This is a genomic window from Actinoplanes awajinensis subsp. mycoplanecinus (assembly GCF_001509495.1).
In the GTDB taxonomy this organism is placed as follows: domain Bacteria; phylum Actinomycetota; class Actinomycetes; order Mycobacteriales; family Micromonosporaceae; genus Actinoplanes; species Actinoplanes palleronii.
Window position 1 is genome coordinate 26,319 of the sequence record NZ_LLZH01000320.1, and the last position, 23,238, is coordinate 49,556.

The 23,238-nt window shown below is 69.5% G+C and carries 18 protein-coding genes; 9 read left to right on the forward strand and 9 right to left on the reverse strand.

Annotation, left to right across the window (positions count from 1 at the left end; all coding sequences use genetic code 11):
• Positions 1-18: 18 nt before the first annotated feature.
• Positions 19-1,170: a helix-turn-helix domain-containing protein gene (locus tag ADL15_RS43385; RefSeq protein ID WP_067705144.1), complete on the reverse strand. Its 1,152-nt coding sequence runs from the start codon at positions 1,168-1,170 to the stop codon at positions 19-21.
• Positions 1,171-1,242: 72 nt separating this feature from the next.
• The gene (locus ADL15_RS43390) at positions 1,243-3,075 is read right to left on the reverse strand and encodes a sensor domain-containing diguanylate cyclase (RefSeq protein ID WP_083972472.1); all 1,833 of its coding nucleotides are present in this window, start codon (positions 3,073-3,075) and stop codon (positions 1,243-1,245) included.
• A 401-nt stretch (positions 3,076-3,476) separates the two neighbouring features.
• Between ADL15_RS43390 and ADL15_RS43395 the strand changes: the two genes are divergently transcribed.
• Positions 3,477-3,803, forward strand: coding sequence for a hypothetical protein (locus tag ADL15_RS43395; protein WP_067705148.1), 327 nt, complete (start codon positions 3,477-3,479; stop codon positions 3,801-3,803).
• A gap of 93 nt (positions 3,804-3,896) precedes the next feature.
• Positions 3,897-5,165 carry a hypothetical protein gene (locus ADL15_RS43400; protein WP_067705150.1) on the forward strand — a complete coding sequence of 423 codons (1,269 nt, stop codon included), beginning with the start codon at positions 3,897-3,899 and terminating at the stop codon, positions 5,163-5,165.
• Positions 5,166-5,974: 809 nt separating this feature from the next.
• Here ADL15_RS43400 and ADL15_RS43405 read toward each other — a convergent pair.
• From ADL15_RS43405 to ADL15_RS43415, 3 genes are all read right to left on the reverse strand, one after another.
• Positions 5,975-6,793: a trypsin-like peptidase domain-containing protein gene (locus ADL15_RS43405; RefSeq protein ID WP_067705152.1), complete on the reverse strand. Its 819-nt coding sequence runs from the start codon at positions 6,791-6,793 to the stop codon at positions 5,975-5,977.
• A 254-nt stretch (positions 6,794-7,047) separates the two neighbouring features.
• Entirely contained in the window at positions 7,048-7,263 is a 216-nt protein-coding gene (locus ADL15_RS43410) for a DUF397 domain-containing protein (protein WP_067705176.1), read from the reverse strand.
• A 42-nt stretch (positions 7,264-7,305) separates the two neighbouring features.
• Entirely contained in the window at positions 7,306-8,154 is an 849-nt protein-coding gene (locus ADL15_RS43415; protein ID WP_067705178.1) for a helix-turn-helix domain-containing protein, read from the reverse strand.
• Between the two features lie 250 nt (positions 8,155-8,404).
• Between ADL15_RS43415 and ADL15_RS43420 the strand changes: the two genes are divergently transcribed.
• Genes ADL15_RS43420 through ADL15_RS43430 form a run of 3 tightly spaced genes read left to right on the forward strand, consistent with a single transcriptional unit; the run spans position 8,405 to position 11,287 of the window.
• Positions 8,405-9,046, forward strand: coding sequence for a GOLPH3/VPS74 family protein (locus tag ADL15_RS43420; RefSeq protein ID WP_067705180.1), 642 nt, complete (start codon positions 8,405-8,407; stop codon positions 9,044-9,046).
• On the forward strand, positions 9,043-10,668 hold the full coding sequence (locus ADL15_RS43425; RefSeq protein ID WP_307871961.1) for an APC family permease: 1,626 nt from the start codon (positions 9,043-9,045) through the stop codon (positions 10,666-10,668). The genes ADL15_RS43420 and ADL15_RS43425 overlap by 4 nt, the downstream gene beginning before the upstream one ends.
• A 4-nt stretch (positions 10,669-10,672) precedes the next feature.
• Complete coding sequence (locus ADL15_RS43430; RefSeq protein ID WP_067705154.1) at positions 10,673-11,287, forward strand: GNAT family N-acetyltransferase; 615 nt, start codon at positions 10,673-10,675, stop codon at positions 11,285-11,287.
• A 4-nt stretch (positions 11,288-11,291) separates the two neighbouring features.
• Here ADL15_RS43430 and ADL15_RS43435 read toward each other — a convergent pair whose 3' ends face one another.
• Positions 11,292-11,849 (reverse strand): hypothetical protein, encoded by a 558-nt coding sequence (locus ADL15_RS43435; RefSeq protein ID WP_067705155.1) that lies wholly within the window; start codon positions 11,847-11,849, stop codon positions 11,292-11,294.
• A 497-nt stretch (positions 11,850-12,346) separates the two neighbouring features.
• Between ADL15_RS43435 and ADL15_RS43440 the strand changes: the two genes are divergently transcribed.
• Positions 12,347-14,011, forward strand: a complete 1,665-nt coding sequence (locus ADL15_RS43440; RefSeq protein WP_067705157.1) for a cellulase family glycosylhydrolase — start codon at positions 12,347-12,349, stop codon at positions 14,009-14,011.
• A gap of 174 nt (positions 14,012-14,185) precedes the next feature.
• Here ADL15_RS43440 and ADL15_RS43445 read toward each other — a convergent pair whose 3' ends face one another.
• The 3 genes from ADL15_RS43445 to ADL15_RS43455 all read right to left on the reverse strand — a co-directional run bounded on the left by ADL15_RS43445 (position 14,186) and on the right by ADL15_RS43455 (position 18,739).
• Entirely contained in the window at positions 14,186-14,581 is a 396-nt protein-coding gene (locus tag ADL15_RS43445) for a hypothetical protein (protein ID WP_067705158.1), read from the reverse strand.
• 83 nt (positions 14,582-14,664) lie between these two features.
• Positions 14,665-17,445: a glycoside hydrolase family 3 protein gene (locus ADL15_RS43450; protein ID WP_067705160.1), complete on the reverse strand. Its 2,781-nt coding sequence runs from the start codon at positions 17,443-17,445 to the stop codon at positions 14,665-14,667.
• Positions 17,446-17,647: 202 nt separating this feature from the next.
• Entirely contained in the window at positions 17,648-18,739 is a 1,092-nt protein-coding gene (locus ADL15_RS43455) for an ROK family transcriptional regulator (protein ID WP_198171266.1), read from the reverse strand.
• A gap of 222 nt (positions 18,740-18,961) precedes the next feature.
• Between ADL15_RS43455 and ADL15_RS43460 the strand changes: the two genes are divergently transcribed.
• The 3 genes from ADL15_RS43460 to ADL15_RS43470 are packed head-to-tail and all read left to right on the forward strand — an operon-like array spanning position 18,962 to position 22,508.
• Positions 18,962-20,569, forward strand: a complete 1,608-nt coding sequence (locus ADL15_RS43460) for an extracellular solute-binding protein (protein WP_083972476.1) — start codon at positions 18,962-18,964, stop codon at positions 20,567-20,569.
• Positions 20,566-21,567 carry an ABC transporter permease gene (locus ADL15_RS43465; RefSeq protein WP_067705165.1) on the forward strand — a complete coding sequence of 334 codons (1,002 nt, stop codon included), beginning with the start codon at positions 20,566-20,568 and terminating at the stop codon, positions 21,565-21,567. The genes ADL15_RS43460 and ADL15_RS43465 overlap by 4 nt, the downstream gene beginning before the upstream one ends.
• Positions 21,564-22,508: a carbohydrate ABC transporter permease gene (locus ADL15_RS43470; protein WP_067705167.1), complete on the forward strand. Its 945-nt coding sequence runs from the start codon at positions 21,564-21,566 to the stop codon at positions 22,506-22,508. Before ADL15_RS43465 ends, ADL15_RS43470 begins: the two co-directional genes overlap by 4 nt.
• Positions 22,509-23,238 lie beyond the last annotated feature (730 nt).

Here is a 23,238-nt window from a genome sequence, read left to right on the forward strand (position 1 = left end):
CCGGCTGGCGGGCCGGTCTCACCCGTGCGGCACGGCCGCCTTCGACCACGCCCACAGGGCCCACCACCAGCGCACCGTCTCCAGCACGGTGAGCTGCTCACCCGACGCGCCGAATCCGGTCAGCTCGTGCAACCGCCGCAGCCGGTAGCGGACCGTGTTCGGATGCAGATGCAACGAGCCCGCGGTCAGGTCCAGCCGCTGACCCCGGTCCAGGTAGGCGAGCGCGGTCCCGGCGAGATCCCGATGGAAGTCGTCGTCCGGTTGCAGCGCGCCCAGCAACTCGTCGCGCAGGAACCCGGCCAGCATCGGCTGCTCGGCCAGCGCGGTCTCCCCGGCCAGCGAGGTCACCCCGTGCGTGCCGGTCTCCCCGCGGACGCGCGCCGCTTGCAGCGCGGCGAGGGCGAGGCGGTGCGCGGCTGCGGCGTTTTTCAACGGTACGGGGGGAGTGCTCACGACCAGTCCCGGCATCACGCCGGGCAGCCGCGGGGTCAGCCCGCTGAGCCGCCCGCCGACCGGCGCCAGCACCCCGCCGCAGCGTGCGAACGCCTGCTCCAGCTCGCGTACCCGGGCCGGTTCGGCGGCGTCCGACACCACGCAGTGGTAACGCCCCTCGGCGGTCAGCCCGAACCGCCCCAGGTCGCCACCGGCGTCCGTGCCGTCGGCGCCGTCGGTGCCCTCGCCGAGCAGCAGGTGCCGCAGCAGCCTGATCCGGGCCGCCCGCCGATCGAGGTCCAGCTGCCGTTCGGCGGTCCGGTATCCGGCCAGCACGTGGCGTTCCAGGGCGTTGCCGTAACGGTCGAGTCGCAGCAGCCCCTGCAGCAGTACGTCGTCCGGCAGGCCGGCGGCCCGGCCCCGGGCGATGGCGATCTCCAGGATCCGGCTGCGCCCGCCGTGCACCCCGGAGAGCAGCGCGCCCACCGGCACACCGAGCGCCGCGCCCTCGGCGCCGAACCGCACCGCGTCGGCGAAGTCCTCGTCACCCGCCTCGCCGGCGCCCAGGAACGCCGCGCACCCGGCGGTGATCAGCGCGGCCACGTGCCGGCGGCTGGCGGCCGGTGGCAGCCGGGCCGACTCCGGTGACTGCGCCCGCGCCGAGGCGACCACGTCGTCGACCAGCCGGGTGTCCGTGGCCAGCGCGTGGACCAGGGTGGTGAGCACGTTCGCAGTCATCCGGCGGCACCTATCGAGACGATTGTTCTCCCGTGGTTACCGCAAAGTAACAGTTGCCGTCATCGATGTGAATCAGCCCAGCGAGGTGGCCCGAGCCTTGCGGTCGTGCTTGCGCTGGTACATCGCGGCGTCCGCCTCGCGCAGCAGCCGATCGCCCTCGCCCGGCCGCCCGGAGGCCGTACCGACGCTCGCGCCCACGGTCAGCCAGAGCTCGTTGATCATCATGGGCGCGGCGATCACGGTGGCGATCCGGTCGGCAAGCGTCGCGGCCGCCTCCGGGCCGATGTCCGGCAGCAGTACGGCGAACTCGTCGCCACCGAGCCGGGCGGCCACCTCACCGGCACCGAGCAGCCCGGTCAGCCGCTCGGCGACCATCATCAGCACCTGGTCACCGGCGTGGTGCCCGTGCCGGTCGTTGATCGCTTTGAAGCCGTCCAGGTCGATCAGCAGCATGCTGACCGGGGTGCCGTCCGCGGCGCCGGCCGACTCGTCGATCCGGCGCTGCAGCAGCATCCGGTTGGCCAGCCCGGTGAGCGAGTCGTGGGTGGCCTGGCGCTCCAGCTCGTCGTGCAGCGCGCGGGTCTCGCTGGCGTCCCGTGCGTTGATCACCACGCCCTGGATGTTCGGGTTGTCGCTCAGGTCCGTGCTGATCAGATCCAGCCATCGGTACGTCCCGTCGGCGTGCCGCCAGCGCACCTGGGCGGCCAGGCTGCGCCCCGGGTTCGCGGTCTGCCAGGCGACGTGCCGCTGCACGGTCGCCATGTCGCCGGGGTGCGTCCGCTCGTGCAGGGTGTGACCCACCAGCTCCGACGGGGCGAGGCCGAGCACCCGCTCGGCGGCCGGGCTGGCGTACTGCACGACGCTGTCGTCGGTGACCACGAGGGTCAGGTCGGAGGTGTTCTGGACCAGCGCGCGGAACCACTCCCGCTGCTGGTCCAGCTCGGTGAGCAGGTGCTCGTTGTCGCGGACCGCGGACAGCTGGCGGCCCAGCACGAGCGCCGTGATGGCCACCGCGCCGATCGCCACACCCCAGGTCCGCAGGTCCGGCTCGCCGTCCCGGAGCGCGTTCACCACCAGCAGCTGGGTGGCGATCACCGCGAGGTACGGCAGCACGCTCGGCCGCTGTCCGACCTTCCGGTCGCGGTCCGGGTCCACCGGCCGGGTCTGCACCAGCTGCAACCGCAGCGTGGCCGACACGATCAGGCACGGGAACAGCTGGACCAGGAACATCACCTGCGGGTCGACCTCGTCGCCGAACAGCACGCCGGCCACCGAGGCGCCGAGCGAGGTCCCGGCCAGCCCGACGCAGCCCAGCACCCCGGCGAACCGGTTGAACGGCGCCGTCCCGCTGAAGATCAGTTTGAGTACGCCGAACGCGATGAGCAGCATCACCACCGTGGTGGCCGCGGCGCCCAGGCGGTCGATCGCGTCGTGCCCGCTCAGCTCGTCGGCGAGCAGGAAATACCAGAGGAAGACCGCGACACCGGTGAGCACGGTGGCGGCGTCCAGCCAGAGCCGCAGCCGCTGCCGGCCCTCCCCGCCGAGCGGGTGCCGCAGCGTGGCACCGACCACGATCGCCATGCCGCACACCACGAACGCGGTCTGCACCACGCTGATCCGGTCACCGTGCCCGGCGTAGGACAGCACCGTCTGATAGGTGTCGCCGACCGCGGACAAGCAGCAGGCGATGATCACCGCCCGCCAGAACTTCCGGGCGGGCCCGGTCACGTCCGGGTGCCTCGCCAGCCGCCAGGCGATATAGACGTCCAGCACGTCGACGGCGGTCTGCACGGTCCACGACGCGTTGTTCCCGCTGAGCCCGGTGAGGAACAGCGGGACCATGAGCAGGCCGACCAGCACCAGCACGAGCAGCACGGGATCGAGGGCGGCGACTCGTCTGCCCATGATCGCTCCCGTCGTGGACGCTCTTTTTAGGTCCGGAATGTTCGATCGGCCCGGACCTGCGAGATGTGAGCGCTCGGCGGTGGTTACTTTAAATCGGCTTTAATCTCCGAACATGATCGCCGGGAAAGCCACCATACTGGCTCGAACCGTGCGGTCCGGTGCCGACGGCCCGGGCTGGTCGATCGGCGGGCGAACCGGCCGGCCCGGGTCCCCACCGGACATTTCGCCGCGGCCCACGGTTTCCGGTCCGCCTCCACCCGCGGTATCCGGTCTGCCACAGCCCACGGTTTCCGGTCCGCCTCCACCTGTGGCTTCTCGGCCGCTGCCACCTGCGGGTGAAACCGACTGCCCGGCGCGCCGCGTCCCCCGGCCGGCCAGGGTGGACGGATAGTTTGACTGTCATGACGACGACCGCGCACCGTACCTCGGTGTTCCGGTCGTTCCCCGCGCTGCTGGCGCTGGTCCTGGCCTTCTTCGCGGCTACCGCGACCCCGGCCGTCACCGCACCGGACGTCCACCGCGCGTCGATCTCCGCCTCGCTCGCCCAGCACATCGACACCGCGAGCGCCGCCGCTTCCGCACCCGCCTCCGCCGTACCGGCCGAGGCCACCGCACCGCCCGCCGAGCCGGTCTCCGGCTACCCGGTCGCCGACCGCACGCGCGTCCTTCTCGCGCAGCGCTCGACCGGTACCGCGGGTTCGCGCGCACCGCCCCGCACCGCCGCCTGAATCCCCGGCACCGGCCGTCACGTCGGTCGCTCCGGGGTCGCGTGCACGTGCCCGGCCAGCGGAACTCCCAGACGAGCGGAAGCGGAAGAACTCATGAACATGGTTGCCGAGATGCTGCTGCACGAGCCGGCCCCGGTCGCGATCTGGGGCGCCATGTGGCTGGCCACCGTCCCGGCCATGGTGGTGCTCGCCAGCCCCGCCGGAGTCCGCAACCCGGGCCGCGCGCTGCTCGACGCGTGTGCGTTTTTGATCGGCCGCCCGAACCGCCGGCCGGCCGCGCCGGAGCCCGCGCCGTCCGACTTCTTCGCGACCGACCCGGTGTCCGCGGGGTATGCCCTGGAGACGGTCTTCTCCTACCCGGCATTCGCCGCGGAGGTGCCGGTCCCGGCCGGCGCGGTGACGTATGCGGGGCCGGCTGTCGCGGCCGGCGTTGCCGTTTCGGCCGAGGTGCGCGGCGCCATTTCCTCGGGGCCGGTTTCCCTCGCCACCGCCGTTTCCGCAATGGCGTCGTCCGACTCCGCTTCGGTCGGGATCGTGCGGGTGGTGGGCGCGTCTTCGGCCGCCAGTGGAGAGGCCGTTCCCTCGGCAGCCGTGCCGCTGGCTGGCGTGGCGGCTCCTTCCGGGGCCGCGGCGGGTGCGGATGGGGGCGGTGATGCGGCTGACCGTGCGTACCAGAATGGGGTTTTTGCGGATCTGGCGCCGGTCCGGCCTTCCCTGTTCCGCCGCTTCTTCCAGCGGGCGGCGGCGCGGCGTGCGGAGCGTTTGCGGCGGGCGACCGAGGCGCTGAAGGCGGTCCGTTACGCCGACGAGGTGCGGGTGGCCGCGGAGCAGGCCGGGTACGCCGCGGACCGCTGGCAGGAGAACTGGGAAGCGGCGTCCGAGCGGGTCGACGCATCCTTCCGGGCCTGGCAGTCGGCCGACTCGCGGCTGCGGCGCAGCCGGGAGGGAACAGCCTTCGGTACGCCGTTCACCGGGCAGACACCGGCCGAGTATGCGGACCGTGAGCGCCACCTGCACCTCGCGGTCCGGGCTGCGGCGGAACGCGGCGAGTTGCCGACCAGCGCCGTCGCCGACGCCCTGACCGGCCGGGGCGGCTGGAACGCCCGCCTGCACCCGGTCGAGCAGGAACTCGTCATCCAGCGAGCCAGCGCCACCCACCTGGAAGCGGTCTGGAAGCGCGCCGTCGAGGCGGAGAGCGCCGCCTGGGCGGACGCGCAGACCGCCCGCCGCGACTGGCAGAGCCTGTGCCAGGAGTCGATCGTCGCCACCGCACACGCCACCGCGGTCCACCACCTGTTGCCTGCCGAGCCGGCCACGGCGGCAGCACCCGCCCGCCCGGCCGCCGTGGCCCGCGTCGCCTGACGCCCAGCCCCGCACGGCTCCGACCAGGCCTTGCCCTGCCGTGCGTCCCGTTGTGCGTCTCCTCGGGCATGGCCTGTCGCGCATCCCCTCGCGCGTCTCGTCGGGCGTCCCCTCGCGCTTCCCGCCGTGCCTGTCGCGCGCTTCGCGCCGCGACGCGTGCCGTGCCTGTCTCTCGCGCGTCGCGCCTTCGGCCTGACGCGCGTCGTCCCCTCGGCCTGACTGCCGTGCTCTATTGCACGTCTCGCCCCGCATGCCGTGCCGCACGCCCTTCGTGCGTTTCCCGCCACTTGTGTCCTGTGGCGCCGCCTTTACGCATCCTCCTGCCTGCGTGCCGCGCGTTCTTCGCGCATGGTGCCCGGCGCATGGCGCGTGCCCTTTGCGGGTCGTCCTCCGTGCCTGTCTGCGTGTACCGCGCGTTCCTCGCGCGCCGCGCCTGCTCTGCCCGATGCCTATCGCTCCGCACGCCCTCTCTGGATCTTGGAGATTTGCGCTCATATGGCGACCACAATTCGTCAAGATCGCGGCGGATCTGGCGGCGGCGCGTGCGGGGCAGCGCCTGAGGGTGCGAGGCGGGCGTGCGGCGCGTGCGGGGTGGGCGGTGCGAGGCGTGCGGGGTGGGGCGCGACGGGAGCGCGGCGTGCGGTGTGGGTGGGCCGGTGGATCTGGGGCCGGTCGACGCTGTCCATATTGGATCGGCGGCTGGCCGATTTGCGCATGTAAATCAACGAACCCCCGGCGAGCCGCCGGGGGTTCGGGTGGAGCGGCCCGCGTCCGGCCGGGGGACCTCCGGCCGGACGCGGGCCCGGCGCCTACGGCTTGGTCAGCAGGCAGCCGGAGATGGCCAGGTTGATGGTGCGGGTGCTGGTCAGGCAGGTGGTGAACCAGTACGTCTGCTCGCCGTAGCTCTGCCCCTGGTAGACCTTCGTGGTCCCGTCCGCGGCGACCTCACACGGGTTGTTGAGCGTGCACATCTCGCCGTCGTCGTTGCCGGTGTTGTTGATGCCGACGATCTGGCCGCTGGTGGTGCTCACGATCGGGGAGCCCGAGGTGCCGTGGATGGTGTCGCAGGCGGTGTCGTACCGGATCGAGTCACGCCAGGTCCAGGTGGCCTCGCGGAGCGTCGGCACGAAGCTGTCGATCTTGCAGGACCAGATCCGCTTCCAGTAGCTGGACGGGATGCTGATGCTGATGCCGGCCGTCGGGCGGGTGGCCGAGATGGTCAGCGCGGTCGCGCCGTAGCGGCTGGTCAGGGTCGCGAAGGTGCTCGTCAGCCGGTACAGCGTGACGTCGGTGCCGGTCATCGTGGCGTACAGGATGCGGTCGGCGCGGACCGTGCCGAGCGAGCTGCCGCTGCTGCTGAGCAGGGTGCCCGAACGGGTACTTGTGCGGTTCTGCAGGACGGTGCCGGCCGGGATCAGCCCGCCCTCGTAACAGTGTCCGTTCGTGAGCATCATGGCCTGGTCGGTGCTGACCGAGGTGGGGTAGCGAACCAGTGACGCGGAGCAGTTGCTCAGAGTGATGGTGGAGGCCAGGCCGGTGGCCGCCTGCGCGGGGGTGGGTCCGGCCAGAACGGCGGTGGTGGCTGCGATGGCGGCGGCCACGACGGCGACTGCGCGACGAAGGCGCATGCGGGGGTCGTCCCTTCAGTCAGGCGACGGACCCACGGCCGAGTGGGCGGGGATCGTCACCGATCGTTCAACGGTGCACGTACCCTCGCATCGGCATTCTTCTATGTCAATGGTCATTGATCTTGACTGGAAGTGACCATACAGAAAGCCGCAACACCCCACGGGTGCTGCGGCTTCCCTCGAAGGCTTTCCTCAGATCATGCACCGAAGAAGTTCAGTAGAGCCCTTCCGTCGGTGCAAACCCCTCGGTAGGCTCACGAAGCGATATCGAACTCGCCGTCCTTGGCAGAGTCCACGAAGGCGGTCCACTCCGCCGACGTGAACATGAGAGCTGGGCCCGTCTGGTTCTTGCTGTCACGGACGGCGATTCCATCATCGAGGAATGCGACCTCGACGCAGTTGTTACCGCCGTTGCCGTTACTGCGACTGCCTTTTTTCCAGACGGCACCGTTGAGCTGGTGCGCGAGCAACTCGTGCACCTCCCTCCAGTATGAGAAATACTTCGGGAGCCGCTAAGCGGTGAGCAGACCCTCGATCATCTTGATGGTGGTGCGATGGTCGAGCGCCCTCGTGCTCAATCGCTCGAACTCCTGCTTGTAGCGAGCAACCTCAGGTGGCTGCTCCTCGTAGTAGTCTCCCGCAAGTCCTTCGAGGTAGACAACATCCAAAAGAGTGGTATCCCGAAACTCCAAAAGGGTAGCGGAGCCGCCGAGAAACGGATGTTCACCGGCGTCGAACGGCATGATCTGCAGCGATACATTTGGCAATTTAGCTATTTCAATCAAATGCTCGAGCTGGGCTTTCATCACGTCCGTGCCGCCGACCATGCGCCGGACCGTCGCCTCGTCGACGACCGCGACCAGCTCCAGCGGGCGCTCGCTGCTCAGCCGGCTCTGCCGGGTGAGGCGCAGTGAGATCCGCCGATCGATGTGCTGTGGCGGATCGTTCGATCGACCGGTACTGATCAGTGCCCGCATGTACGCCTCGGTCTGCAGCAGGCCGGGAATGATGATCGGCTCCCAGGACCGCATCGACGTGGCGGCCGCCTCCAGCCCGACGAAGTTCCCCGGCCGCATGATGTCGCGGTAGTCGGTCCACCAGGTCCGCTCCCGGGACATCCGGGCGAGCTCGACGAGGGCGTCCCGGTACTCGGTGTCCTCGACCCGGTAGAGGGTTAGTAGATCTCGGACATCGCGTGGAGTGACGGCGACCCGTGCGGTCTCGATCCGAGTGACCTTCGCGGAGTGCCACTCGAAATGCTTGGACACCTCTTGCTGGGTCAAACGTGCCGTCTCACGGCACCGCTTGAGCTCCGCCCCGAGTCGCCGGCGGCGCAGTGTCGGACCCTCAATATCGGACACCTGTGACTCCCTAACGGTCCCTAGGAAGTTGATATTACGAGCGTTCCTCACGATCCGGGTACCCACCATTCATGATCGACAATTGATGATCAATGAGGCGGTGGTGGGCAGCGGGGCCTGAATAAGAAGTCTAGTACTTCTTGCATTGACCTTGCTGTAGGGGACATGATGCCGAGGACATCGAGTTCTGTCTTCTTTGCTACATAGGCGAATTGATCATTGGAACTGGCGTCTAAGGGGCGTGGCGCAAGTGTTGGCTGACCAGTACTACCTGATCGCACACGAGGACCGCACCGGGCGGTCCAGGCTACATCCCCGTGCGACCGGCCTCGGGTTGGCCGCCGCATTACTCTCGGAGTTAGTGCTGGAAGGGCGCATCGGCATCGCCGAGGGCGACCTATTCATCATCGATCAGCGCCCGCCACGAGACGCCCTCGCCCACGACATTCTTGATCTTCTTTGTGCGCAGTCGCAGCACCGGGACGTCCGCACCTGGCTGTCATTCCTGGCGCAGGACTCGGCCCTCCGGGTCGCCGAGCGGTTGATCCGTGTCGGTGCCGTCGAGGCGGTCACCCGGCGCCGGATGCTCGGCGGCGCGCAGACGCTCTACATGCCGAACACCGCCCGCCAGCGCAACGCCGCGGCCTGGGCCTCCACCCGGATCGCCAACATGCTGGTCCGCGGGATGGACCTCAGTGCCGCCGACCGGATGCTGATCGGCGTCGTGGTCGCCACCGGGCTCACCCGGCACGTCATGTACGGCTTCGAGATGTACCCGCACATCTACCACGCGCTGCCGAGCATGATCAGCTCTCTCCCCAATGATCTCCGCGAGCTCGTCGAGGCCACCGAGTCCCTGGTCGGGTCGGCGCTGACGGTCGGCCGCCGGTGAGCCGCGGGCGCCATCAGCGCCGCCGCGACAACGTCGACCGCTGGGCCGGGACGATGCTGACCGAGCTGCACAGCCGGCCGTCGTCGTCCGGGGGACCTGGCGACATCATCAGCCAGACCCTGGCCAGCAACCGGCTCGGCGTCTCGTCGGTGGTGTTCTTCGGGGTGGCGGGTGCGGCGCCGCTGACCGTGATCATCGGTGCCATCTCGACCATCTACGCGGTGGTCGGCAACACCGCGCTGCCGCTGGTGTACATAGTGGTCGCCGCGATCCTGTCGATCTTCACGGTCGGGTTCGTGGCGATGAGCCGGCATATCGTGAACTCCGGCGCGTTCTACTCCTACATCAGTCATGGGCTGGGCCGGGAGCTGGGCATCGCCGGGGCGCTGGTGGCTCTCGGCGCGTACTCGACGATGCAGGCCGGGCTCTTCGGACTGTTCGGCGTGGTGTCCTCGGACGTGCTCGGCGCGGTCGGGCTGAACGCCTCCTGGGTGGCGTGTGCCCTGGTGGCCTGGGTGTTCGTCGCGATCATGGGCATGCTCTGGGTGGACCTGAGCGGCAAGGTGCTCGGCGTCCTGCTGGTCGCCGAGATCGCCGTGGTCCTGGTCTACGACCTGGTGATGGTGGCCAACCCGGGCGACGGCTCGATCAGCGTCGCCACGCTCAACCCGAACCAGCTGCTGACCCCCGAAGTCGTCGCGATGATGGTGCTGGCGATCGGCGGGTTCACCGGGTTCGAGGCGACGGTGGTGCTCTCCGAGGAGGCGAAGGACCCGAAGAAGACCATCACCCGGGCCACCCACCTCGCGGTGCTGCTGGCCGGCCTGATGTGCGCGCTGTCCGCCTGGGCCATGTCGGTCGGCGCGGGTGCCGGACGGATCGTGGCCGACGCCCGGACCCAGGAGACGAACCTGGTCTTCAGCCTGGTCGGCCCGCACGTACCGGACATCATGATCACGATGGGCTATCTGCTCTTCATGACCAGTATTTTCGCCGCCCTGCTGGCCTTCCACGCGGCGGTCTCCCGCTACCAGTTCGCGCTCGGCCGGGAACGGATCCTGCCCAGCCGCTGGGGTTACACCCACCCGCGGACCGGCGCTCCGGTGGTCGGCTCGATCACCCAGAGCGTGCTGTCGCTCGCGGTGATCCTGGGCTATTGGGCGGCCGGGGCGGACCCGCTGGTCCAGCTGTTCGGCTACCTCACCTCGGTCGGTGGCCTGGGCGTGCTCATCCTGATGTGGGCCACCTCGGCCGCGGTGATCGCGTTCTTCCTGCGGCACCCGCACCGGGAGAACATGTGGCGCAGCAAGGTTGCCCCGATCACCGCGTTCTTCCTGCTCAGCGTGATTCTGTTCGCCACGGTGGTGGGTCTCGGGGACATCCTCGGGCTGGCGGACGACTCCATCTTCAACTGGGCGTTCTCGGCGGGATACGGCGTGCTCGCCCTGCTCGGCATCCTCTGGGCGGCGATCGTGCGCTACTCCCGGCCGGACGTGTACGCGGCCATCGGGCGGGGTGTGGACAACCGGGCGGTTCCGGAGTATCTCGAGCCGCCCCTGCCGCACTCGCACGCGATGGCGTTCCAGAGCCACTATCCGGCGCCGACAAGTAGTAGGGACTGACCCGATGACGTACGCCATCCAGGAACTCGTGATCCGGCACGTGTCGCCGTTCGACACCGAGGAGATCACTGAACTCGTGGCCGAGGCGATGTGGGACGGGCCGGTCGCCCGCTGGCTGAACCCGGACCCGGTGATGCGCCGGCGCACGTCGCCCCGCTACTTCGAGATCTTCGTGGAGTACGCCCTCCAGTACGGGGAGGTGTACAGCACGGCGGACGCCGACGACGGCCGGATGTGCGGAGTGGCGCTGTGGTTCCCGCTGACCGCGATGATCCCGCCGCCGATCGACTACGAGCGCCGGGTCAAGGAGATCACCGACACGGCGTTCGACCGGGTGCAGCAGCTCGACGCGGCGCTCGAGGCGGAGCATCCGCTGGAGCCACACCACTATCTGGCCTTCCTGGCGGTCCGGCCGACCCGGCAGAACGAGGGGATCGGCAGCGCACTGCTCGGCCGTCATCACGCCCGGCTGGACCGGGCCGGGCTCCCGTCCTATCTGGAGGCGAACGATCCGCGTAATCGCGATCTCTACCTCCGGCACGGATACCAGGTCCGGTCCGTCATCCAGCTTCCCGACGGCCCGCCGCTGTGGGCGATGTGGCGGGCGCCTATGGCCTGAAATCCTAAGCGGCGGCCGCCGTCGGGAATTCGTAGATCCAGAACGACTGCTGGTCCATGCACTCGGAACGGATGGGGCCACCGGACAACCGGCGCAGCATCAACCTGACGACCTTGCCGAAATTGCGCTCGTCGTCGTTGAAGCGGCAGTAGTCGATAGCGATCATCCCGTTCCGGTCGTAGGCCGTGCGGTGCATGGCCTCGACCAGTTCCGCGAATGCCCGGGTGTCCCGGGCGTCCGTGCCGACCGCGGTGAAGCCGACATACCAGATCTTGTTCTGGAGATAGAGATCCGGCCATCGGCGCTCGAAGTACTCCGGGGCGATCAGCGGCACAGCAGGAAGATCATTGGTGAAGGTGGACAGCCCGCAGAGCCGGCCACCGTCGTCGAGACACAGGTACTTGTCGATCCTCGAGTCGTTCATGACCTCGTCGAACTCGGACCGGTACATCAGGTGTCGTTGTACGGCCAGTGCCCGCAGGTCCTCGAAGGCGCCTTGGTAGAGATCCCACGCGGCCTTCTGCATCTCATCAGGGATCTGGTCGACGATCTTGACAAGCATGGCTGCTCCCCCACGGGCCCCGTGTAGCCGCCCGTTTCATCGTACTTAAGTTGATCGATGATGGTTGACCAACAGAGTACGTACAGCAATCGTCTCGGGACAATGCGTGCCGAGGAAATTGGTGTGCCACTTTCCAGAAAGGAGGGTGCCTTAGGGAAATCGCGTGCAAGTTGCAAAGTGGCAGGTGACAAGCCGTATCGAACCCGCTCGAGCCCCGAGGAATTGGTTCCGGGAAAGGTTCAGTATTCCGCGAGTCGGCCTTTTTGCGGAATGCACCGAGTACTGGACTCCGTGCGCTGAACGCGGAGGATTCGCCTATCTGCGATATGGCGGGACCGCTTCGAGGACGGGGCGGGAGCGACGCGGCCGGACACCGCGGGCCATCCCGTGCGGCGTATGTCCCCCCGCCCGCCGGATGGTCCGCATCCATGTCCGCCGATTGACATAGTTCAGGCCCAAAACATAATCTGCCGAGGCCACGTCGTTTGAGGAGCGTCATGCCCGGTAGATTTCGCAGCCTGCTCGCCGTACTCATCATGGGTTTGGGTCTGCTGCAGCCCAGCGGCGCGCAGGCCGCGCCGAAGACCGCGACGGCCGCGGTGGCCGCGATGCAGCCCGGCTGGAACCTGGGCAACACGTTTGATGCCACCGGCGCCGACGAGACCTCCTGGGGCAACCCGCGGGTCACCCGGGAACTGCTGGCCGGCGTCCGTGACCAGGGCTTCCGCAGCATCCGGATCCCGGTCACCTGGAGCCAGCACCTCGGCGCCGCACCGGACTTCACCATCGACCCGGCGGCGCTCGCCCGGCTCCAGGAGGTGGTGGGCTGGGCGCTGGACGAGGGTCTCTACGTGATGATCAACGTGCATCACGACTCGTGGCAGTGGATCAACACCATGCCGGTCGCGCACGACGCCGTGCTGGCCGAGTACACCGCGATCTGGACGCAGGTCGCGGCCGCCTTCCGGGACGCCTCACCCCGGCTGATCCTGGAGAGCGTCAACGAGCCGCAGTTCGCCGCCGGCGGTGACGACGCGGCCCTGCTGGCCGAGCTCACCACGGCCTTCCATCGGATCGTCCGCGATTCCGGCGGCCGCAACGCCACCCGTCTGCTGGTGCTGCCCACCCTGCACACCTCGGCCGACCAGGTGTACCTGGACCAGCTCGCCGGCACCGTCACCGCGCTGCACGACCCGTTTCTGATCGCCACCGTGCACTACTACGGCTACTGGCCGTTCAGCGTGAACATCGCCGGCGGCTACCGCTTCGACGCCACCGCGCAGCAGGAGATGCTCGGGACGTTCCAGCGGGTGCGCGACACGTTCGTCGCCCGGGGCATCCCGGTGATCATCGGAGAGTACGGCCTGCTCGGCTTCGACCGCAGCACCGGCACCATCGAGCAGGGCGAGAAACTCAAGTTCTTCGAGCTGTTCGGGCAGCAGGCCCGGGTCAACCAGGTCACCACGATGCTCTGGGACAACGGCCAGCACCTCGACCGCTCCGCGCTGACCTGGCGCGACCCCGCACTGTATGACCAGATTCGGTCGAGTTGGCGCACGCGGTCCGGCACCGCCGAGAGCGACCTGCTGTTCACCGCCCGCTCCGCGCCGATCGCCGACAAGACGATCACGCTGAACCTCAACGGCACCGGCTTCACCGGCCTCTACCAGGGCCGCACCGCGCTGCGGCGCGGCAGCGACTACACCAGGTCCGGCGATCAACTCACGCTCCGCTCCGGGTTGCTGAAGCGACTGCTCAAAGATCGATCGTACGGGGTGAAGAGCACCCTTTCGCTCCGTTTCGACCGGGGTGTGCCGTGGCGCCTCCACGTGCTCAGCTACGACACCCCGACCGTTTCTGACAGCACCGGGACGACGACCGGGTTCACCGTGCCGACCGCTTTCAACGGTGACCGGCTGGCCACGATGACCGCCACGTACGCGGACGGGTCGTACGCCGGCCCGCAGAACTGGACCGCCTACAAGGAGTACGACCGCACCTTCGCGCCGGACTACACCGCCGGCACGATCGCCCTGACCGCGGACTTCTTCGCCGAGGTCACCGACGCCGCCCCGGTCACCCTGACGTTCATCTTCTGGAGCGGCGCCACCGTGACCTACCAGGTGACCCGCGCCGGGAGCACGGTCACCGGCACCGCCTGAGCCCCCAGCCGTGACGTTTCGCCGGGGCCGGCGGAACGCCACGGCTGGGCCCACGCACAGCCTCGCGTGGGGACTTCCGGTGCGAAGCGCACCCCAACTCCCCACGCAGCGCCTGACCCCATCTTGTGTGGGGACTTTCGGTGCGGAGCGCGCCCCAACTCCCCACGCAGCGGGTTAGTGGCGGTGGCGGATGGCTTTGGCCAGGGCGGTGACGACGAGGGTTGCGGTGCCGAGGCCGAGAAGCAGCATGATGGTGCCGACGCCGTACATGCCGGTGCTGTCCTCGGCGGCGGCCTGCGCGGTCCAGACCGCGGTGAACGCCAAGGTCAGAGCGAGCGAGGCGAGCAGGGCGGGCACCCGGGCCAGCAGCGCGCCGACGAAGACCACCAGCAACGTCAGCGCGCAGCCGGCCACCTGCCACGCCTCATACGGACCACTGGCCACCCCGGTCGCCGGGTCCGTCTGGTACTCAGTGTCCCATCCCAGCCAGGCGAACCAGGCGCCCGCGGAGAGCACCGCGACGACGACGGTGCCGATCAGGGCGCGGGCCTTCCCGGTGGAGCTGTTCATGGCCGCAATATAGAGGCTGCGGCCGGCGCTGAGGGCTGCCTCGAGGCCCGCGAGCGCCAGCCGGTGATTTCAGTGGCGGGCGGTCAGGTGAAGCTGAGGGTGGTGACGGTGGTGTCCGGGTCCTCGAAGACGAGGAAGAGGTCGTGGACACCGCTGACCGGGCCGATCGTGGCGGTGGCTCCGGCGGTGGCGGGCAGAGTGGCCAGGACCGGCCCGGAGAGCGGGTCGGACAGGCGCAGGGTGAGCGGGCCACCGCCGCTGCCCAGCACGGACACCTGCTGCAGGCCGCCGTTCAGGTCCACGTCGTGGAAGGCGGCCCAGGCGTCGGCGACCACGCTGCGCAGCGCCTCGCCCGGCTCGTCGGCGACCGCGACGTGGGTCGTTCCGGCGTACGCGTCATTGTCGATCGATCGCAAGCCGGAGCGGGCCGTGCGGGGCGGGATCTCCTCGCCGCGGACGCGGAGCGTCGCGGTCTGGCGCAGGTCGGTGCTGGAGCCGCCCACGGCGATGGTGTGCGCGGCCTTCTCGATCACCCAGCGGGACCGGGTGACGTCCCAGAACGCCAGGTCGGCCACGTTCACCGAGAACGAGACGCGGGTGCGTTCGCCGGGGGCGAGCCGGACCCGCTGGTGGGCGCGCAGCCGGCGCAGGGGCTGCTTGACCCGGGAGCGCTGCTGGCGGGTGTAGAGCTGGACCACCTCGTCGCCGGAGCGGTCGCCGGTGTTGACCACGTCGACGCTGACCGTGACGAGGCCGTCGGCGTCGACCGTGTCCGCGCTGAGCCGCAGGTCGTCGTAGCGGAACCGGGTGTAGCTCAGCCCGTGGCCGAACGGGAAGAGCGGGGTGCCGCGGTAGTAGAGGTAGGTCGCGTCGGTGGCGATGATGTCGTAGTCGAGCAGGTCCGGCAGCTCGCTGTCGTCGGTGTACCAGGTCTGGGTGAGCCGGCCCGCCGGCTCGGCGCCGAGGAGCACGTCGGCCAAGGCCGCGCCGTGTTCCTGGCCCAGGTGCGCGGACCACAGCACGGCCGGCAGGTGGTCCTTGGCCCAACCGATGGCGTACGGATAACTGCTGGTCAACACGAGCACCGTGCGCGGATTGGCGGCCCGCACGGCCCGCAGCAGCGCGTCCTGGGTGCCCGGCAGGTCCAGATCCCGGCGGTCGATCGTCTCGCGCCCGCAGACCATCGGGTGGTTGCCCAGTGCCAGCACCACGAGATCGGCCGACGCGGCCAGCTCGGCCGCCGCCGCCACCCCGTCGATCAGCACGTCGACGGTGAACACGGTGGCGTCCTCGAGCCGCTCGGCGGTGGGGCGGACCACCCCGTCCGGGCCGGCCAGCAGGAATCGCGCGGTCTGCACGTGGCGCAGGGCGGTCCCGTCACCGGCCGGTACGAACGTGAACGTCTCCTTGACCTCCCAGCCGTTCGGGCCGGGCTGGTCGTTCGGCAACCGGTCGCCGTCGAAGCCGACGCACAGCCCGTTGTCCACGGCACGCAGCGAGATCGTTTCCTGTCCCCAGTCGAGGACGTCGAAAAGCGCCGCCGTGGGCGTACCGGAAACGGTTTTGATCTGCAGGAAGCCGCCCTCGGTCGTGAGCGTGCCGCCGGCGCCGCGCAACAGCACCCGGTCCACCCCCTCGTGGAACAGGGTGGTCCCGAGGGCGGTGCGCAGGGATTTCCGGTACGGCGGGGTGCCGCTGTACCAGTCCTCGAAGACCGCGTCGCCGAGTGGCCCGATCACCGCGATCCGGCTCGTCGTGGCCGGGTCCAGGGGCAGGATGCCGTCGTTGCCGAGCAGCACGATCGAGGAGCGGGCGGCCTCCCGGGCGAGGTCCCGGTGCGCCGCGCAGTCGATCACCTCGGGCCCGGTCGCCCGCCACGGGTCCTCGTCGGGGTTGAACTCGCCGAGCCGGATCCGCACCGACAGGATGTGGCGCACCGCGGCGTCCACGTCGGACTCGGTGATCAGCCCGCGGTCCAGTGCCGAGGTGAACCGGGCGATGGTCGGCGCGGGGTCGTCGCCGTCCTCGGTCACGCAGTCGACGCCGGCCCGCAGCGCGGCCGCGAACCCGGCCACGTGGTCGTCCTCCCAGCCCTGGTCACCGGCGATGTTGTGCACGGCCATGGCGTCGCCGACGACCATCAGCTCACCCGACGAGGCCGGCGCCCAGCCGCGCAGCACCTCGTTGATCAGCGGGCTGACGTGCGTGGGCCGCCCGTTGATCAGGTTGTACGAGGCCATCACGGCGACCGCGGCGCCGGACGCGATGGCCAGGCGGAACGCCGGCAGCTCGTACTCGTGCAGCACCCGCGGCGGCAGGGTGCTGGAGGTCAGGCAGCGGTCGGTCTCGTTGTTGTAGGCCAGGAAGTGCTTCAGCGTGGGCGCGGTGCGCAGCCACTGCGGGTGGTCGCCGCGCAGGCCGTTCGCGTACGCCGTGCTCAGCTCCCCGGTCAGCGACGGGTCCTCGGACCAGCCCTCCTCGTTGCGCCCCCAGCGCGGGTCGCGCAGCAGGTTCACCACCGGCGCCCACACGTTGAGCCCGACCTTCGCCGGGTCGGCGTGGTGCATGGCGCGGACCTCGTCGCCGACCGCCGCGCCGACCCGGCGGATCAGGTCCGGGTCCCAGCTGCTGGCCAGGCCGACCACCTGGGGGAAGGTGGTGGCGGTGCCCAGCCAGGCGACGCCGTGCAGGGCCTCGGTGCCGGTCCGGAAGCCGGCCATGTCGAGGGCCGGCACGGGCGCCTGGTGCTGGTGCAGCAGGGCGATCTTCTCCGGCAGGCTGAGCCGGTCGAGCAGGTCGGAGACGCGCGTGGCGAGTTTCTGCCGCGGGTCGCGAAAGACGACGCGAGAGGGGGATTCGGTCATCACAACGTGTTCCTTCGGGGCCGTGCCCGGCTGCCGGAGCGCTTGGCGGGGACTCGTCGAAGCGCTTCGACAGTCGGGCGAAGAAATCCACGCGAGTGGTTTCGCGAATGTTTCGGACGGAGTTCCATGAGGCTTGCACCCTTGTCACGGCTAGGTCAAGGTGCAGCAGGCATGTTTGGTCATCGATCGTTACATCGATGAACTAGTCGACGGGTCGGGGGATCCGTCCGGTGTCGACATGATCAAGATGGGACACCGCGCCGCCCAGAGCGGCCGCATGCAGGCCCAATGTGGACGCTGTCAGGCGCGCGGTGGTGAACCGCTCGGCGCCGGGGATCAGCCACTCGGCCAGCGTCGCGTAGTGGTCGCCGAGCACGATCACTTCCGGGCTGACCAGGTTTGTCAGCACGGCCAGGCCCTGACCCAGGTAGCCGGCGGTGTGCTCGAGGGCCTTCGTCGCGACGGCGTCGCCGGCCCGCGCCCGGATCGCCACCTGCTCGACGGCCGGACCGGGATCGGCAAGCGCCTCGGGATCAAAATCGGGCAGAGCGCGCCGGATCAGCGGCTCGATCCCGGCGTGGTCCTGGAGGGTGGGCGTGCCGGGCGGGCCGAGGGTGAACCGGCCGAGCGGGCCGCCGCGCAGCAGCCGCCCCTCCAGGATCAGCCCGGCTTCCAAGCTGGTCGCACCTGACACGTAAGCCAGGTCGGCGGCCAGGTGCCCGCCGTGCCGGTGCTCGGCGACCGCAGCCAGGGCCGCGTGCTGAGCGACCGTGATGACCAGGTCCTTCTGCCGCAAGGACCCGGCCACCGCGGACCGCAACTCCTCGCTGGGAGGCGAAGCGGCGATGGTCAGGCCCAGCAGGTGCCGGCCCTGCTGACGCACCCGGGACGCGGCGCGCTGGGCCAGCGCGACGATCTCGCTGGTCTCCCGGCGGCCGTCCAGAGCCCGGTGCCAGAGCAGCAGGCGCTCGCCCGAGTAGTCCAGGGCCAGCGCGCTGAGCTGGCCGTCGGCGACCTGGATGCCGATCGACGCGTACGCCGTGCCGTCCAGTGCCAGCACGGTGGCCGGCCGGCCGATCCGGTTGCCGCTCAGGCCGGTCTCGCGCAGCAGCCGGTGCCCGATCAGGTCGCCGGCCAGGCTGGAGACGGTGGCCTTGGTCAGCCCGGTGGTCGCCGCGATCGCGGCCCGGGAACTGGGGCCGTGTGTCCGAAGGTGTCGCAGCACCACCGCGAGGTTCGTGGTGCGCACGTCGGCGAAGTCGGCAGGCTGAGGTTCGGCCCGTGTGGTGGTCACGTCAAGCTCCGCTCTCGCCCGGCCATCTCTGGTGGTCATCTTGCCGCACCACATCGTGGGTGCGCTCCCAACTGTGTCTTGTCGGGTAGCGCCGCGTCAGTTAGCTTGTCTTCGATGCACTTAGTTTAGAGCCTAGACAAACTAATCCCAAGAGGGAATCCAGTCAGATAGGAAGGCAGGTGCGCCGTGGGCGCGTCTACGAGCAGGCGTAATTTCCTGGGCTTGGCCGGCCTCGGCGCAACGTCCCTGGCTTTCGGCTGCAGCAAGAAGCCCGGTTCGACCGGCTCCGCCACCAACGCCGAGCAGGCCGCCGGCGTCGTGCCGACGTTCAAGGAATCCACCCTCGTGCAGCCGGACATCAAGGGCATCCGCCCGATGGCCGACGGCTACACGAAGTACCCGACCAACCTGGTCGACGGGATCACTGAGAAGGCGATCACCAGCGGCAAGCCGGTCACCGCGACCACGCCGTGGTGGGGCCCGGTGCCGCCGAGTTCGAACAAGTTCGTCGAGGCGGTCTCCGCCGACCTGGGCGGGACGATCACGTTCAGCATCCAGGACGGCGTGACGTACGGCGACAAGCTGAACGCGATGCTGGGCGCCCGGGACGTGCCGGAGCTGCTCTGCATCCCGGGCTGGGAGATCAACAAGCTGGCGCGGTTCAACGACGGCGTGCACGTGCTGTTCGAGGACCTGACGCCGTACCTGGCCGGTGACAAGGTGAACGCGTACCCGCTGCTGGCCGGGCTGGACACCGCGGCCTGGAAGGACTCGGTCTGGGGCGGCAAGCTGATGGGCGTCCCGTTCCCGACCGACTCGCCGTACCCGACAGCGCTCTTCGCCCGTCAGGACGTCCTCGACCAGCGTGGCGTCGCCGCACCGACCAGCCTCGACGCGATCTACGAGTTCGGCAAGAAGATGACGAACGAGGCCAAGGGCGAGTGGGCCTTCGGCGACATCTTCCAGGAGGTGCTGCAGATCTGCGGCAACACCGGATCGCAGAACGGCTGGGCCAAGGGCGCCGACGGCAAGGTCTTCCACCGGTACGAGACCCCGGAGTACGCGCGGGCCGTCGAGTTCATGGCGCGGATCTACAAGGAGAAGCTGATCCACCCCGAGCTGGCCAGCACCAAGGGCGGTGACGTGAAGACGCTGTTCAAGGGCGGCAAGATCTTCATGTTCGCGGACGGTGTCGGCGGCTGGAAAGAGGTCCAGCGGGACATCGTCAAGACCGTGCCGGCCTTCAACATGCAGGCCGTGAAGGTCTTCGGCGCGGACGCGGGCAAGCCGCCGGTGCGCTGGGGCGGCACCCCGTCGATCATGTGGACCTTCATCAAGAAGGGCGTCGGCCAGGCCCGGGTCGAGGAGCTGCTGCGCGTGCTCAACTACACCGCGGCGCCGATCGGCACCAAGGAGTACGAGCTGCAGAACTTCGGCCAGGAGGGCGTGCACTTCAAGCGGGACGCCAACGGGGCGCCGGTCACCAACGACCTGTACTCCAAGGAGTTCGCCAACCAGTTCATCTTCCTCGGCGGCCGGCCGCCCGTCGTGCTCGGCGGGCCGGACATCCCGAACTACGCCAAGGACCTGGTGACCTGGGGCAACGACGCCACCCAGTATCTGGAGAAGAACCCCTGGGAAGGCATCAAGGTCGAGGTGCCGACCCAGCAGGCGGCGATCCAGCAGCCCACCGACGACAAGATCACCGACATCCAGCGCGGCCGGCGCCCGGTCAGCGACCTGCCCAAGGTGGTCGACGAGTGGCGCAAGGGCGGCGGCGACGCGGCCCGCGAGTTCTACGCCAAGGTTCTGGCTGACAACGGCCGATGAGTTCCTCGCCGATCGTGGAGGAGGCCGGCGCCGTCACGGCGCCGGCCCCCGCCGTGCACACCGTGAAAACCATGTCCTTCGGCGCGCGCCTGCGCCGGGACTGGCCGCTGATGCTCATGTGCGTCCCGGCGATGCTGCTGCTGGCGGTGTTCCACTACCTGCCGGCGCTCGGCAACGTCATCGCGTTCCAGGACTACAACCCGTTCGCCGGTGACTCGCCGCTGCAGGCGTTCCTGTCCAGCGAGTGGATCGGCTTCGGCAACTTCCAGTACCTGTTCGAGACCACGGCGTTCTGGGACTCGGTCCGCAACACCCTGGCGATCACCGCGTTCCAGCTGGTCTTCTACTTCCCGATCCCGATCCTGCTGGCCATGCTGCTGAACAGCATCCTGTCGCCGCGGCTCCGGTCGTTCGTGCAGAGCGTCGTCTACCTGCCGCACTTCTTCAGCTGGGTGCTCGTCGTCTCGCTGTTCCAGATGATGCTCGGCGGCTCCGGCCTGATCGCGCAGACCCTGCGCGAGGCCGGGATGACCGCACCGGACGTGATGACCAACCCGGACACCTTCATGCTGCTGATCACGTCCCAGGCGATCTGGAAGGACGCCGGCTGGGGCATGATCGTCTTCCTGGCCGCGCTGGCCGCTGTCGACCCGAGCCTCTACGAGGCGGCCGCCGCCGACGGCGCCGGACGATGGCGGCGGATGTGGCACATCACCCTGCCCGGGCTGCGGCCGGTGATCGTACTGCTGCTGATCCTGCGCCTCGGTGACGCGCTCAACGTCGGCTTCGAGCAGTTCTACCTGCAACGCGAGGCGGTCGGGCGGGACGCCGCCGAAGTGCTCGACACGTACGTCTACTACCAGGGCATCGGTGTCCAGCAATGGGGTGTCGGCGCCGCGGCGGGCCTGTTCAAGGCATTGATCGGGCTGCTGCTCATCCTCGGCGCCAACAAGGTGGCCCACAAGCTCGGCGAGCAAGGGATCTACTCGAAGTCATGACTACCGCTGCGGAAACCCTCAAGCCCCGGCGCCCGAGTCTGCGCCCGGTCTGGGAGGAGAAGCCCACCCTCGCCGGTCAGATCGGCAAGGGCGCGATCCTCACCCTCGTCGTCCTGGTCGTGGTGGTGCCGCTCTGGGTCGTGGTGGTCACCAGCCTGTCCTCCGCGGACACCATCAACAACGCGGGTGGTTACGTCTTCCTGCCGCGCGAGTTCAACCCCTCCGCGTACGTGGCGATCTTCTCCGGTGGCCAGGTCACCGACGCGATCCTGGTCAGTACGTTCGTGACGGTGGTCGGCACGGCACTGAGCCTGAGCGTGACGGTGCTCGCGGCGTACGGGCTGTCCCGTACCGGGACGCTGCTGCACCGCCCGATCCTGTTCTACTTCCTGCTCACCTTCCTGATCTATCCCGGCATGATCCCGACGTACCTGGTGGTCACCGGACTGGGGCTGAAGGACAACCTGCTGTCGCTGATCGTGCCGACCGCGGTGAGCGCGTTCAACCTGGTGGTGCTGCGGGCGTTCTTCATGTCGATCCCGTCCGAGCTGCTGGACAGCGCCCGGATTGACGGCGCCGGCGAGTGGCGCATCCTGTTCCGGATCGTGCTGCCGCTGTCCCGCGCGGTGACCGCCGTCGTCGGGTTGTTCTACGCGGTCGGCTACTGGAACTCGTTCTTCAACGCCGTGCTCTACCTCGACCGCAACGACCTGCAGCCGGTGCAGCGGATCCTCCAGCAGTTCATCCTGGCCGGCCAGGCACCGACGAACGTCGGCTCCGGCGCTGTCGTGCACATCCCGGGCCTCGGCTACGTCGCCCCGCCCAACCTCGCGATCAAAATGGCGGTCGTGGTGATCACCCTGATCCCGGCGCTGATCGTCTACCCGTTCGTGCAGCGCCACTTCACCAAGGGCGTGATCGTCGGCGCGGTCAAGGGCTGACGCCCGCACAGACCACCGCCGGGTGGGCCGGATCCCAGCTCCGTCCTACCCGGCGGTTTCACGTCCGCGCCCCGGTCACGGCCCCGGCCCGCTCCCGACCGCCCAGATCCAGCAAACCTTTCCGGTACGACGTGAGCCCACACCGCCCCCGCCCCCGTGCGACGCGGCGCCCACCCGCCGTCCCCGTCTCGCGTCGTCCCCGTCTCGCGCCGCCGTCCGTGTCTCGCGCCGTGCCCGCCCGCCCCGCCGTCCGTGTCTCGCGCTGTGCCCGCCCGTTCCTGTCTCGCGCCGTGCCCGCCCACCCCGCCACGATCGCCGGGGCGCGTCCCGACCTCGGCTGGTGCTCAGGGGTGCCTCAAGGCCATCGAGGCACCCCTGACAGCCAGCCCGGCCCGGTCAGCTGGTGTCCAGGGGTCCCTCGACGCGGTTGAGGCACCCCTCAGGACCAGCCGGTACCGCTCGGCTGGCGCTGACGGTCGTCAAAACGGGCTTGAGGCAGCCGTCAGCACCAGCCGGACCCGCAACGCGTGCTGCCACCGCCCCGGAACGCGGAAATTCGCATGCGCAACGGCGCATCGCGCACCCGCACCGCCCCCGGCAACCGGCATCGGACCACCTGCCGGGAGCGGCCGCCCACCTCTCGGGACGGCCGCGCCCAGTCGCAGGCAACGGGTGGCGCAACGGACCGCGGTGCGGCGGCGGTGCGGTGCGGCGGTGGGCAGTGTGGGGC

What these genes read in the sequence shown, in the direction of transcription:
- ADL15_RS43445 (WP_067705158.1), bottom strand. Translation starts at nt 14,581, where the DNA reads ATGAACAGCTCCACCGGGAAGGCCCGCGCCCTGATCGGCACCGTCGTC.
- ADL15_RS43450 (WP_067705160.1), bottom strand. Translation starts at nt 17,445, where the DNA reads ATGACCGAATCCCCCTCTCGCGTCGTCTTTCGCGACCCGCGGCAGAAA.
- ADL15_RS43395 (WP_067705148.1), top strand. Translation starts at nt 3,477, where the DNA reads ATGACGACGACCGCGCACCGTACCTCGGTGTTCCGGTCGTTCCCCGCG.
- ADL15_RS43385 (WP_067705144.1), bottom strand. Translation starts at nt 1,170, where the DNA reads ATGACTGCGAACGTGCTCACCACCCTGGTCCACGCGCTGGCCACGGAC.
- ADL15_RS43430 (WP_067705154.1), top strand. Translation starts at nt 10,673, where the DNA reads ATGACGTACGCCATCCAGGAACTCGTGATCCGGCACGTGTCGCCGTTC.
- ADL15_RS43470 (WP_067705167.1), top strand. Translation starts at nt 21,564, where the DNA reads ATGACTACCGCTGCGGAAACCCTCAAGCCCCGGCGCCCGAGTCTGCGC.
- ADL15_RS43400 (WP_067705150.1), top strand. Translation starts at nt 3,897, where the DNA reads ATGAACATGGTTGCCGAGATGCTGCTGCACGAGCCGGCCCCGGTCGCG.
- ADL15_RS43440 (WP_067705157.1), top strand. Translation starts at nt 12,347, where the DNA reads ATGCCCGGTAGATTTCGCAGCCTGCTCGCCGTACTCATCATGGGTTTG.
- ADL15_RS43435 (WP_067705155.1), bottom strand. Translation starts at nt 11,849, where the DNA reads ATGCTTGTCAAGATCGTCGACCAGATCCCTGATGAGATGCAGAAGGCC.
- ADL15_RS43405 (WP_067705152.1), bottom strand. Translation starts at nt 6,793, where the DNA reads ATGCGCCTTCGTCGCGCAGTCGCCGTCGTGGCCGCCGCCATCGCAGCC.
- ADL15_RS43465 (WP_067705165.1), top strand. Translation starts at nt 20,566, where the DNA reads ATGAGTTCCTCGCCGATCGTGGAGGAGGCCGGCGCCGTCACGGCGCCG.
- ADL15_RS43390 (WP_083972472.1), bottom strand. Translation starts at nt 3,075, where the DNA reads ATGGGCAGACGAGTCGCCGCCCTCGATCCCGTGCTGCTCGTGCTGGTG.